This is a genomic window from Pseudovibrio sp. Ad5 (assembly GCF_001623095.1).
Taxonomy (GTDB): Bacteria; Pseudomonadota; Alphaproteobacteria; order Rhizobiales; family Stappiaceae; genus Pseudovibrio.
The window spans coordinates 93,745-106,736 of the sequence record NZ_LMCH01000025.1 but is presented as its reverse complement, the minus strand read 5'-3'; the positions used below and the strand labels follow the sequence as shown (position 1 = coordinate 106,736).

Here is a 12,992-nt window from a genome sequence, read left to right as displayed (position 1 = left end):
CGTATTCCTGTGTCCATTTGCCATTTAAACTCATCAAGCAGGCTATTGCAGCACTGATGATTTAAAGGGCAATTTCCGATGAGCGATACACTTGATCAACCAACTAAGCGCTCAGCTCCCAAACGCCGCAAAAAAAGGCGTCGCAAAGCCGAGTTTGCCTCCGAAAGCGACATGTGCACCCATTTCATCAACAAGCTTCCCGAAGAGTGGGTCGCCTACCCGGAGTGGGGCAACTGGGATATTCTGCTTGTCAGGAAGAAAGATGGGTTTCAGGTTGGCATCGAGGCCAAGTTGCGCCTCAACGCAAAAGTCATCTCTCAATCTGCAGAAACCGCCTATCACTGCGACAAACCCGGGCCGGATTGCCGAGCAATCCTGATTCCAAAAGGCTCCAATCTCGACTTTCAACCGGTTTGCAACATACTATCTCTGCAGATCATTGAGATTGAAAGCGAAATCTCTAAAAGCCCAAGTACCGTCAGTTGGTATCGGCCCAAACTCCCCAATCCAGATCGCGCATCCCCAGCAGGAAACTTCAAAGAGTTTTATCCCTCCGAACGACTGGAACTCCCTGAAATCATTCCAATTGTTGCAGCTGGCAAGCCCTCGCCCATCAAGCTGACACCGTGGAAAATCAAAGCCATCAAGCTTGATATTTTGCTGCAAAAGCATGGCGTGGTTACGCGCAAACTGTTCAAAGCCCTCAACCTCAGCACAACGCTCTTCCTTCATTCCGGCAATGGCTGGATGTTGAAGGGATCAGAACGGGGTGCATGGACACGCGGCCCCAGTTTCCCCGATTTCAGAATAGGGTGCGAAGAGAACTATGACGAGCTGGAAAAGCGTTACAAAACATGGGTTAAAACCTTGCCGATGGAAGGCATCCTCGCACCGGAAACCGAAAAAGAACCTGCCTCATGAGCGAATGAGCAGCCCTTTGTTGTTGCATGCAGAACAAACACCCCGAAACAACAGAGTTTCACTTGACCTAAATAGCTGCTAGATTACCCTTAGGTAAACCAAGCATCTGGGAGGGAGCGATGGTTTTCAAAACGCAAGATGAGACGGGCACACTCAAAACATTCAGGGACGCAAAGCGATATTACTGGCTAATTGCTTATGCCAGCAGCAGTGTCACGCTCATCACAGTCGCGCTTTATGCCTACACGCACGTCACAGCAACTCTGTTCATTCCCCTCGTTTACTTCTTCATCGTCATTCCCGGTCTGGACGCTCTAATCGGCGAAGACCAGTATAATCCGCCTGATGATGTGTTGATCCAGATGGCAGAAGATCCTTATTACAGCCGGCTTGTGCGCTGGCTGGTTCCATATTCGTGGATCAACCTTTTTGCAGGCGTATGGCTTGTTGGCACCTATGACCTCCCTCTCTGGCTGATTGCTCTGTTTGCCTTTGGCAAAGGCTTGTTCGGCTCTGGCACCATCATGCTTGCCCATGAGCTCGGCCACAAAACCAACAAGACAGATCAGTTACTGGCCAAGTTTGCCCTCGCAGTTGTCGGCTACGGTCATTTTTGCATTGAGCACAATCGCGGCCACCACGTGTATGTGGCAACGCCAGAAGATCCCGCCAGCTCCCGCATGGGAGAAAGCATCTACGCCTTCGCTTGGCGCGAGATCCCCGGCGCGTTCGTCAGAGGCTGGCAAAACGAAAAGGAGCGCTTGCACAAGAAAGGCCTCAGCACCTTCTCAGCGAAAAACGATATCTTGCAAGGCTACGCCATCACCCTGATTGTCTTTGGCATTTGCACCGCCCTGTTTGGCTGGAAGGTTCTGTTATTACTGGCAATTCAAAGCGTGGTTGCTTGGTATGGCCTGACGCAGGCAAACTATGTGGAACACTATGGCCTTCTGCGCCAAAAGGACAAGAATGGCAGATACGAGCGCTGCCAGCCGCGCCACTCATGGAACACAAACCACATCTTCTCAAACCTGAGCACGTTCCACCTGCAGCGCCATTCAGACCACCACGCCAATCCGCTGCGCCCCTATCAAACCCTGCGAAACTTCCCGGACTTACCCAGCCTTCCCAGCGGATATCCCGGCTGCTTCGCACTGGCGGCCATCCCTTCACTGTGGTTCAAAACAATGGACCCCAAAGTTCTGGAATGGGCTGGCGGAGACATCAACAAGGTCAATCGCGTTGATGGGTATGAACCTGTTGCATACTCTGCGCCGAACATCTGTTGAAACACGCAGAATACCACTGCATTTCATGGCAATCACACAGTCGCCCCGCTAAAACAGAATCAAGTTTTGAAGCGGGGTTAGACCAATGCAACATGGTGGCGATCTTTCAAAGGCAATTGCTGAGTTTGGCGGCGAGATCAGCGACTGGCTGGACCTTTCCACCGGCATCAATCCTGTTGCCTATCCAGCAGCAGAACACATCACGTTCCGCGGTCTGGCAGAGCTGCCAAGCGAAAGAGCCGAAGTCGCGCTGATTGAAGCTGCACGAAAGGCTTATCAGGTCGCGCCGCACTCAGGCATCACAGCAACACCCGGCACTCAGGCAATAATCACCGCACTTCCGCATCTACTGGGTGCCAGTTCTTCAATCGCAATTGTCGGTCCAACCTATGCTTCCCACGAAGAAAGCTGGAGAGCTGCTGGTGCGACCGTTCAATGCATTTCCGCTCAAGAAGCCCATACCGCTGCGACTGACCACCTCTTGCTTGTGAACCCAAATAATCCGGATGGTCATCTTTTCTCAAAAACCGAACTTCTGGAACTTGCAGTTAAGAGGAGAAAAGGCGGCGGCTATCTGATCATCGACGAAGCCTACATGGATCTTTATCCAGAAACCTCGATCATTCCTGAGCTTAATAACCTTCCAATTCTGGTCCTGCGCAGTTTCGGCAAATTCTTCGGCCTCGCAGGTTTGCGCCTAGGGTTTCTTGTTGGTCCCAAAGCAATCACAACCAAACTACAGAACCAGTTGGGCAGTTGGGCGGTGTCGGGCCCCGCATTGGATGTAGGCTGCGCCGCTCTGTCGGATCTGAACTGGCAAGACGAAATGCGTGCGTTTTTGAAAACGGAAATGGCCATCTTCAGAGCGACATTTCAAGACCATGGTACATCAGTCATAGGCCACACCAATCTCTATCTGTTGATTGATCATCCTTCTGCTCACCAGCTCCACACAGCACTGGCGAAAGAGAAAATCTGGACACGCGTGTTCGATTACAGCGAAAGCTGGTTACGCCTTGGATTGCCTGCATCTCAAGCCGCCCGAAAGCGATTTACGCAAGCTTTCGAAAGTGTAGTGCGATCGGTTGAAAATCATGCTGCTCTTTGAAAACACACTCTGGGTCGTACTACTTGCCATTCTTCTGGATGCAATCATTGGCGACCCAAACTGGCTGTGGTCCAGACTGCCGCATCCAGTCACTTTGATTGGCAAGCTGATCTCCTACATGGATCACAACTACAACAAACTCGTGCACCAACGCTCAGCTCGCAAAACCAATGGCATTCTAACGCTTGTCTTATTGATCAGCAGCGCCGGCTTTGCTGGACTTGCACTCCAGTATCTGCTCGATTTCCTGCCATTTGGTGGCATTCTGGTCGCGCTGATCAGCATGACCTTGATCGCACAAAAAAGCCTCTACCAACACGTGGCAAGAGTGCGAGATGCCCTGCGAAACTCCGGCCTTACCGAGGCCCGCAAGCAAGTCTCCATGATCGTTGGCCGTAATCCTGAATATCTGGATGAAGCTGGCGTCAGCAGAGCAGCCATAGAATCATGCTCGGAGAACTTTTCAGATGGTGTGGTCGCGCCCATCTTCTGGTTTGCCGTTTTGGGCCTGCCTGGGCTGTTCATTTACAAAGCCGTCAACACAGCTGACAGCATGATCGGCCATAAAAACGAAACCTATGAGGACTTTGGCTGGGCCTCAGCACGGTTTGACGACTTGATCAATCTACCAGCCTCTCGCCTGTCCGGTCTGCTGATCGTGCTCGCAGCGCTCATTTCCGGCAGAGCTTATAAAACAGCACTCTCCACCATCCTTAGGGAAGCAAAAAAACACCGTTCACCCAACGCAGGCTGGCCCGAAGCTGCTATGGCAGGGGCGCTCGGAATAGCTCTAGCAGGCCCACGGCAGTATGCTGAATACCGTATTGAAGATCCCTTCATGAACGCAGAAGGACGCAAAATAGCGGATGCAGATGATATTGATTGTGCGCTGAAACTGATGGCAATTTCCAGCGTCCTCCTAGCACTCCTGATCGCAGCAATTTTAGTTATCTAATGCGGCTTTGAGCAATTTCCCAAAGCGCATCCAGATCAAGATGCTGCTCCAGATGATCCGCCAGCGCATCCAGCGCCCGTTCCACGCGGTGCTCGTATCCCAATTGAGAAACAGCCCCAAACCCTTTCAGGAATGCTGCACGAAACGCATCTGAGCCAAAGACGCCATGCATATAACACCCTGAAATCTGGCCGGTTTTCGAGATCGCACCATCCACGTGGTCTCCAAGGTCAACAAAGGGACGTTCACAATCCGGGCCAGACGTCCGCCCCACATGGATCTCATAACCTGTGACACTCTCACCACTCGGGACATGCAACCCGGTCTTCTCCGTGGTTTCCTTATGGGCTGTCAAAACCGTTTCAACATCCAGCAAACCAAGCCCGTCAACGGTGCCAGCATCACCTTCAATGCCTTCAGGATCCGCGATAGTTTTGCCAAGCATCTGGTAGCCGCCACAAATCCCCAGCACTTGCCCACCGCGGCGGACATGACCGTAAAGATCAATGTCCCACCCCTGAGCGCGGAAGAAGGCAATATCACCGATGGTGGACTTGGTCCCCGGCAGCAAAACCACATCCGCATCAGCTGGCAGCACCTCACCCGGGAGCACAAACTCCAGCGAAACATCCGCTTCCATGCGAAGTGGGTCAAGATCATCAAAATTCGCAATTCGGCTGATGACAGGAACCACAACCTTCAACTTACCGCGACTGGTGCTCTCAGACAGGTCCAGCGCATCTTCCGCAGGCAGGTCCATCACTTGCGCAAACCATGGCACCACGCCATTGCAGGGCCATCCGGTTTTGTCCTCAATAGCCGTTACACCTGAATCAAACAGTGAGGGTTCACCCCTAAACTTATTGATTAAAAACGACTTTATGCGTTTTACTTCACCACTTTCCAGCACAGCATGCGTTCCGACCAACGAGGCAATGACGCCGCCGCGATCAATATCTCCACACAGTACAACCGGTACATCTGCTGCCTCGGCAAAGCCCATATTGGCAATGTCACCGGAGCGCAGATTGATCTCAGCCGGCGAGCCGGCTCCCTCAACCAGAACCAGATCAGCCATTGACTCAACTTCAGCAAAACTCTCCATAACGTACTGGATAAGCGTGCCTTTTTGCCGACCAAACTCCGCCCCGCGCAACGTACCAAACCGTTTGCCCTGCACAATCACCTGAGACCCACTGTCGCTTTCAGGTTTCAAAAGCACAGGGTTCATATGCACGCTCAACGCAACATTTGCGCCTCGTGCCTGTAAGGCTTGAGCGCGCCCAATCTCTCCACCGTCAGCCGTGACAGCAGCGTTGTTAGACATGTTCTGCGGTTTGAACGGCTGAACGGAAAGACCACGCCGCGTGAAAGCACGCGCCAGTCCGGCAACAAGCACGCTCTTACCAACGTTAGAGCCAGTGCCCTGTATCATCAGGGCTGGCTTTCTTTTCTGCGAAACGGATGACGTCACAACTTAAAACTCAATGCCTTCCTGCGGCTTCACGCCAGAGCGGAATGGATGCTTGATCTGGCCCATCTCAGTCACAAGATCAGCAATCTCAATCAACTCGTCCTTCGCATTCCGACCTGTGATAACCACATGAACATCCTCAGGTTTTTCATCACGCAGGTACGCAACAACCTCTTCAAGAGGTATGTATTCGTAACGCAATACAATGTTCAGCTCATCCAGCAAAACCATCTTATGTTCACGAGAGCTGATCAGCTCCTTTGCCGCATCCCAGGCAGCGTGTGCAGCTGTGATATCTCGCTGGCGATCCTGAGTTTCCCATGTAAAGCCTTCGCCCATGCGTTTGATGGTGACGAGATCAGAGAAGCGATCCAATGCCATGCGTTCGCCGGTCTCCAGGCGGCCTTTCACGAACTGTACGACAGCCACTTTATGACCATGACCGAGGCTGCGAAAGATCATGCCGAAACCAGCGGTGGATTTGCCTTTCCCCTTGCCGGTATGGACGATCAGCAGTCCCTTCTCGATGGTCTTAGTCGCCATGATCTTATCGCGCGCAGCCTTCTTCTTACGCATCTTTTCAGCGTGGCGTGCGTCCAGATCTTCTTCACTCATGTCAGCCTTGGTAACCATTCTTATTCCCCTCCATCCATGAGCGCGCGTCGCAGCTCCATTAAGTCCTCAAAGGCGCTGTTTCGTTTCGGCACCCACATATCTCTTTGAATGATCTCTAAAAATCGCTCTGTCATTTCCAAAAGCGCTGCAGAATTCTTCTCTGCAATAAAGTCCCGCACCTCATCATCATAAAGATATGCATCATAGAGCTGATCAAAATGATGGTTAGAGACTGCATTGGTCGTCGCCCCAAAAGCAAAGAGATAGTCGACCGTGGCCGCCATCTCAAAAGCACCTTTATACCCGTGGCGCATCACACCTGCGATCCATTTTGGATTGGCAGCTCTTCCTCTGACAACCCGCCCGATTTCCTCAGAAAGCGTGCGAATGACAGGGCGTTCAGGGCGCGAATGGTCGTTGTGGTAGACGTGCGGAGCATCGCCTTTGAGCGTTTCAACAGTTGCGGCCAAACCGCCCTCAAACTGATAATAGTCATCAGAATCAAGGAGATCGTGCTCTCTGTTGTCCTGATTGTGAACCACTGCATCAGCATGGGTGAGCCGGGTGACCAGATCGTCTCTGGCTTGCTCGCCTTCTTGCGAACGGCCATAGGCATAGCCGCCCCATTCCAGGAAACTCTCCGCAAAATCCGCGCGTTTATCCCACAGCTTCTCGTCAATCAGCGCCTGCAGGCCAGCGCCGTAAGCCCCTGGTTTACTACCAAAAATCCGGGTGGAAGACCGCTTGCGCGCTTGTCCTTCTTCAACACCTTTCGCAAGTAATCCCCCAAGCTCAGTTTGGTACCGAGCCGCCAGAGGATTGGCATCATCAGGCTCATCAAGATCGCAAATCGCAGCAACGGCAGCGTCAAACAAATGTATGAGTTGTGGGAACGCATCGCGAAAAAAGCCGGAAATTCTGAGGGTTACGTCAACGCGAGGGCGTTGAAGCTCGGAAAGCGGAACAATTTCAAAACCTGTCACGCGGCCAGAGGTGTCTTCCCAGACCGGACGAGCCCCAATCAAGGCCAGCGCCTGTGCGATATCATCCCCGCCGGTGCGCATATTTGCGGTTCCCCAGCAGCTCATGGCGATGCTTTGCAGCCACTCGCCGTGCTCCTGAAAGTGCCGCATAATCAACGCGCTAGCGCTTCTCTCACCAAGCTTCCAGGCGACCTTTGTAGGAACGGAGCGAACGTCAACAGAATAAAAGTTACGCCCGGTCGGCAGCACATCAGGGCGACCACGCGACGGCGCACCCGATGGTCCGGGGGGGACAAACCGTCCGGCCAAGGAGGATAACACCCCGTCCACCTCAGCAGCGCCAGAGGCATCTACTGAGCGCGCAATCTCTTGCTCCAACGCCTCCAACACGGCACAAGTCGCTGTAAACACAGCCGGAACCACCCGCTCACCTGAGACATACGCCAGCGCCAGCGCTTCCAGCCGCTCAGCCGTATCCCCGCAGCTGCGCCACGGCGCGTCAACAAGCTCCTGCAAAAGCACAGGCCGTTCACCAGCCCACGCCTGCTCAAAGGCACAATCCAGTGGATCAAACTCCACCAGATTCAAATCCTCAGCAAGTGCGCGTAACAAACTGTTCTCGTGAGGTTTTTCACCACGCGGCACGCGCAGCAAAGCCACCAGCAACTCGGCCCGTTGCTCTCCTGTTGGTGACTGCCCCAGAATGTGCAACCCATCGCGGATTTGTAACTCTTTCAGGTCACACAAGTAGGCATCGAGCCGCGCCAAACGTGTGTCCTCATCCATCTGCGATGTAAGACCGATATCCTTGTCCATACCTTCACGCGCAGCAACGCCAAGTATCTCTTTTCCAAGCGCTTTCAGGCGGCGGTGGTCCACTCCCGCTGCAATGTAATACTCATCCAGCAGCGCTTCCAGCTCCAGCGCAGAGCCGTGGCTCTCAGCGCGGGCCAGCGGAGGGGTAAGATGATCGATGATCACCGAGGATAACCGCCGTTTTGCCTGCGATCCCTCTCCAGGGTCGTTGACGATGAAAGGATAGATATTCGGTACAGGCCCAATCACGGCCTCAGGATAGCAAGCCTCTGATAAGGCTAATGCTTTTCCAGGGAGCCATTCCAGATTTCCGTGTTTGCCAAGGTGAATAAGTGCGTCCGCCTCAAAGCTGTCGCGCAGCCACATGTACCAGGCAAGGTAATGATGCGGCGGAACAAGCGCTGGATCGTGATAAGTCTCTTTAGGATCAATATTATAGCCGCGAGCAGGCTGAATACCGACAGTGACATTGCCATAAGTCTTCAGCGCCAGCTGGAAAGACCCGTCAACAATATGCGGATCGTCCTCTGGAGCCCCCCAACGTTCCTCAATCCCCTCACGCACAGCCAAAGGCAGCTGAGAAAACAACTGCTTATAACGAGCAAGCGCAAACACTTCCCCGCCTTTGCGTTGGTTTGCGTTCCTAAGGGAGTTGGTGGGGCCAGCCAGCAGGTCCTCTATCAACGCCTCAGAAGATTTCGGCGCATTCTCAGCAACCCCATAACCTTCTGTTTTCATGGCTAAAAGAAGGTGCGCGCAAGAGGCAGGCGTGTCCAGCCCAACCCCGTTTGCTATACGCCCATCCTTGTTAGGATAGTTTGCGAGCACTATGCCGACTTTGCGTTGATTTGCGTTTTTGTGTTTCAGCCGCGCCCAATTGGCTGCCAGCGCTGCCACAAACTCTATCCGGTCCGGTTTTGGTACAAAGCGAACAAGCGAACATTGGGTCCTGACATCACGCCCACCTTCTTCCTTAAACGAGATCGCCCGCGTCAAAAGACGGCCATCAATTTCAGGAAGCACCACATGCATGGCAAGGTCGCGCGGGGATAAGCCCTGATCACTCTCCGCCCACCCTTCTTCCGAGGAAGATGACAGAACGATCTGCAGAACACATGCACCTGGATTGTCCAACACCGTGCCGGAATGAACAGCACCTGCACTCGACAAAGCAAAGGCTGTGGCATTCAAAACCACGTCTGGCGGACACTGCTCAAATACGCTGGAAACAACACCAGCGCATTCCGCAGTTTTCAGGCTCGCCACATAAAGCACCAGCGGGTTTATCCCCTGTGCCTCAAGCGCATGGCATAATGCCTGCACTGGCTCAATTGCACCGCTCTGGTACAGCGCACGATAAAACACAACAGCAGCAACGGGACGGCTCGGATCTTTCCAACTGGCTCGCACATCCTCCAGAGTAGGAAGCGAATGCCCTTGCAGCACCAGCCCGGCCCGCGGCAACGCCATTGGCTCCGATGGCGCTTCGACAGGCAACTCAGCATTCTGCGCGGCATAAAGCAAAGCGTTAGAAAGGTTCTCCGCCCCGCCCTCAATCAGGTATCGCCACAACATCTGCGCAACAGACAAAGGCACAGTGGAACGCTTCGCCAGCTCTTCATCCCACTTGTCATCACCGGGCAACAGAACCAGCTTCACCCCGTCAGCGCGGGCAGCTGCTTCCAGCCGCTCAACGCCGTAACGCCAGTATTCAACACCGCCCAAAAGGCGCACCACAACAAGCTTGGAGGCCTGAATGGTCTGCTCAACATAAAGATCAACAGAGTACGGATGTGATAGCGCCAGAAAACTGGCAAGACGAAGAGAGTAGCCCTCATGCTGGGCATGCGCCGCCGCAAGCCCGGCAAGCTCTGTGTCTGCTGCACTTAAAAACACAACATCCGCAGGCGCCTGCTCAAGGTCGACGGCCTCTTCTCCATCATCCAATCGGCGTGATTGCCCGACAAGTACGTGCATCAGGCCTGAACCAACTCAAATTCACTCAGCGCAGCCTGCACACTGTGCTTGTCCAGCCCCGCAAGGCCGATCACAACAAGTTTGGAGTGGCTTTCACTGCCAGCCGCAAACCAGGCCTCCACACGCGGCCCAACCGCCTGCACCAGCACCGGCGCGGCCTTGCCCTCAACCACCACACTGCCCTTAATGCGCAACACACCAGAAACCTTCATGGCCGCTTCCACCTGTGCCTTCACCTCATCAATTGAAGCAAACCGGCGGGTTGGCAGTACAAAACTCTCAAAATCATCATGAGAATGATCGTGATGATGATGGTGGTCGTGGTCGTGGTCGTGGTCGTGGTCGTGGTCGTGAGCATGCTGCGCTTCATGGTGAGAAAGACGCAAGTCCATATCATCTTCGGCCCCGGCATCACGCCCAAGCAGAACATCCAGCGCCAGCTCGCCATGAGAGGCAGCCACAATCTCAACCCCATCACGCACCCGGCCACGGATCGTCTGCTTGACAGCCGCCAGCTCTGCCTCGCTCAAAAGGTCCGCTTTGGAAAGCACAACAAGGTCAGCACAGGTCAGCTGATCCGCAAAAAGCTCTTCCACCGGGCTTTCATGGTCCAGCGCATCATCCGCTGCCCGCTGTGCAGCAACAGCCTCTTCATCGCAGGCCACTTTGCCAGCAGCAACAGCCGGTGCATCTACCACGGTCACCACACTGTCAACGGTCACACGTGGCTTGACAGAAGGCCAGTTGAACGCCCGCACCAACGGCTGTGGCAGAGCAAGGCCAGAGGTTTCAATCACAACCACATCCGGCACCTGCTCGCGCTCCAGAAGCATCTCCATGGTCGGCAGAAAATCATCAGCTACCGTGCAGCAAATGCAGCCATTGGCCAGCTCCACCACTTCATCAGCAGAACAGTCCGGGTCAGCACAGCCATTCACCAGTGAGCCATCAAAACCCATCTCGCCGAACTCATTGACGATCAGCGCTATGCGCTTGTTCTGTGCCTTCATCAGCAGGTTACGCACCAGCGTTGTTTTTCCGGCCCCCAGAAAACCAGTGATAATGACAGCAGGGATTTTTTTAGAAGGTGCAGCAAAAGAAACAGTCATAGGGAAATCTCCGGTAAAACAGCAGGCTTCAGCTGCAAAGGCTGCCCAGCAGCCACAAACATCACAAAATGGCAGAGGTCGGCGATACGCTGGTTCAGGCGGCCAGCTTCATCTCGAAAGGCGCGGGCCATGGCGTTTTCAGGCACAATGCCCATGCCCACTTCATTGCCAACAAACACAACAGGGCACGGCAAAGAGCTAAGAACCGCCTCAAGCCGCTCAAGCTCCACGGTCCAGTCCCGCGACCCGTGCATAAGGTTGGAAAGCCAAAGCGTCAGACAATCAACGAGGATCGCACGATCGCTGCTGGCATGCGTTTCCAGCACGCGCACAAGCTCCAGCGGCTCCTCAACAGTGTCCCAAAGGTCGCCCCGCTGCATCTTATGATGCGCGATACGCTCCTCCATTTCACCGTCAAAGGCCTGGCCTGTCGCGATATAAGTCGGGCGTCGCCCGCTGCTTATAACCAGCTTTTCCGCATATGCGCTTTTCCCGGAACGAGCTCCACCCGTAACCAGGCAATGGCGAACACCAAGGTCGCCTCTCTGTTCAGCCATCTGGGTTAGCTGGTCAGCAAGCGCAAAGAAGCCGGGGCTTCAGTCAAAGAATATGAAAGTACAGCAACTGTCTCGCACGGAGACAGGAAAATATGCGTCATGAGCACCTCTCGCCGTCCACCCGACAGCAGTCCTATGTCAAATCATATCTCCAGCCGGTCTCCTGGCTTGCGGCTCAACCGACCATAGCCCCTTCCCAGCCCTTAAAAGGCCAGTGGGATTTTCGCTAAGGTCTCACCGCTCACAGTTGCGGGGGCAGCTGCGGCTTGTCTCCATAATATATGGAACCGCATTCCCGTTTAATCTTGTCATTCCAAAGCCTGAGCCGGAACAAAAAGAAACTGGAGTTCTGGCCTTAAGTGTGGGGCGCAATCAGCTCTCCTGTCAATTGTCTTTGTGAGGATTCCAACATCACCGGAAAATCAAACCCGCAAAATCCGCGGTTTTTGGAGATTTCTGGCTAACCCCCTTGGATATCTCAATAAAAAAATAGAGAAACTGTCCACAAATCGAAAAATACGCAAAAAACGACTTGGCAAACACAACATGCCTCTGTAAAAGCCTCCTCACGCAAACGGCGAGGCAAACTCGCAAGGGTGTCATGATCCCCGGTAGCTCAGTGGTAGAGCAAGCGGCTGTTAACCGCTTGGTCGCTGGTTCGAATCCGGCCCGGGGAGCCATCCTTTTTCGTTTGCAGCCATACGGCAAGATCATCGTGATCCCCGGTAGCTCAGTGGTAGAGCAAGCGGCTGTTAACCGCTTGGTCGCTGGTTCGAATCCGGCCCGGGGAGCCACTTCTTTTATCGATCGCCGCCAATGGCAACATAGTATGATCCCCGGTAGCTCAGTGGTAGAGCAAGCGGCTGTTAACCGCTTGGTCGCTGGTTCGAATCCGGCCCGGGGAGCCATACTTCTCTCTTTATCCTCCCCTTCTTCTTAAAACAGCTCTTCTCTTCACAAAACACGTGCGTGCGCGTCTATCCAGAAAACAAGAAAAATGATGGGTAGAAAACCATGTTCACGCGAAGCGAAGGTGCAGCACTATCAAGTGCCGCTGGCCGAAGACATAAAGTCCATTTGGGTAGAACTCTCTTCCGCACAAAAGCGGAGGCGTTCCATTTTGCGCTAAAACTCACCCTGATCCTGCACATGGCCACCCACTGACGCAGCTCTGGCTCCTTCAATTTT

General features: G+C 53.7%; 9 protein-coding genes, 3 tRNA genes and 1 riboswitch. Of the genes, 7 read left to right on the top strand and 5 right to left on the bottom strand.

The window, feature by feature from the left end; genetic code table 11:
• The first annotated feature begins 78 nt into the window (after positions 1–78).
• The 4 genes from PsAD5_RS12755 to cbiB all read left to right on the top strand — a co-directional run bounded on the left by PsAD5_RS12755 (position 79) and on the right by cbiB (position 4,273).
• Positions 79–921: a hypothetical protein gene (locus tag PsAD5_RS12755; RefSeq protein ID WP_063292386.1), complete on the top strand. Its 843-nt coding sequence runs from the start codon at positions 79–81 to the stop codon at positions 919–921.
• A 119-nt stretch (positions 922–1,040) separates the two neighbouring features.
• Entirely contained in the window at positions 1,041–2,210 is a 1,170-nt protein-coding gene (locus PsAD5_RS12750; protein WP_063292385.1) for an alkane 1-monooxygenase, read from the top strand.
• Between the two features lie 85 nt (positions 2,211–2,295).
• A complete protein-coding gene (gene cobD / locus PsAD5_RS12745; RefSeq protein ID WP_063292384.1) occupies positions 2,296–3,318 on the top strand; it encodes a threonine-phosphate decarboxylase CobD in 1,023 nt (340 codons plus the stop codon).
• Complete coding sequence (gene cbiB / locus PsAD5_RS12740) at positions 3,305–4,273, top strand: adenosylcobinamide-phosphate synthase CbiB (protein WP_063292383.1); 969 nt, start codon at positions 3,305–3,307, stop codon at positions 4,271–4,273. Before cobD ends, cbiB begins: the two co-directional genes overlap by 14 nt.
• Here the strand turns inward: cbiB and PsAD5_RS12735 are convergent.
• Genes PsAD5_RS12735 through cobU form a run of 5 tightly spaced genes read right to left on the bottom strand, consistent with a single transcriptional unit; the run spans position 4,266 to position 11,804 of the window.
• On the bottom strand, positions 4,266–5,708 hold the full coding sequence (locus PsAD5_RS12735) for a cobyric acid synthase (RefSeq protein WP_063289151.1): 1,443 nt from the start codon (positions 5,706–5,708) through the stop codon (positions 4,266–4,268). The two genes, cbiB and PsAD5_RS12735, sit on opposite strands and share 8 nt — an antisense overlap.
• 42 nt (positions 5,709–5,750) lie before the next feature.
• The gene (gene cobO, locus PsAD5_RS12730; protein WP_063289152.1) at positions 5,751–6,380 is read right to left on the bottom strand and encodes a cob(I)yrinic acid a,c-diamide adenosyltransferase; all 630 of its coding nucleotides are present in this window, start codon (positions 6,378–6,380) and stop codon (positions 5,751–5,753) included.
• Between the two features lie 2 nt (positions 6,381–6,382).
• Complete coding sequence (gene cobN / locus PsAD5_RS12725) at positions 6,383–10,138, bottom strand: cobaltochelatase subunit CobN (RefSeq protein WP_063292382.1); 3,756 nt, start codon at positions 10,136–10,138, stop codon at positions 6,383–6,385.
• Entirely contained in the window at positions 10,138–11,247 is a 1,110-nt protein-coding gene (gene cobW / locus PsAD5_RS12720; RefSeq protein ID WP_063292381.1) for a cobalamin biosynthesis protein CobW, read from the bottom strand. The genes cobN and cobW overlap by 1 nt, the downstream gene beginning before the upstream one ends.
• Positions 11,244–11,804: a bifunctional adenosylcobinamide kinase/adenosylcobinamide-phosphate guanylyltransferase gene (cobU, locus tag PsAD5_RS12715; RefSeq protein ID WP_084405961.1), complete on the bottom strand. Its 561-nt coding sequence runs from the start codon at positions 11,802–11,804 to the stop codon at positions 11,244–11,246. The genes cobW and cobU overlap by 4 nt, the downstream gene beginning before the upstream one ends.
• A 136-nt stretch (positions 11,805–11,940) precedes the next feature.
• A riboswitch (cobalamin riboswitch) is annotated at positions 11,941–12,149 on the bottom strand.
• 260 nt (positions 12,150–12,409) lie between these two features.
• Here cobU and PsAD5_RS12710 point away from each other — a divergent pair.
• The 3 genes from PsAD5_RS12710 (at position 12,410) to PsAD5_RS12700 (ending at position 12,712) form a co-directional block, all read left to right on the top strand.
• Positions 12,410–12,484 (top strand) — tRNA-Asn (locus PsAD5_RS12710).
• A gap of 39 nt (positions 12,485–12,523) precedes the next feature.
• Positions 12,524–12,598 (top strand) — tRNA-Asn (locus tag PsAD5_RS12705).
• A gap of 39 nt (positions 12,599–12,637) precedes the next feature.
• Positions 12,638–12,712: transfer RNA gene (locus PsAD5_RS12700), tRNA-Asn, on the top strand.
• The last annotated feature ends 280 nt before the right edge of the window (positions 12,713–12,992 follow it).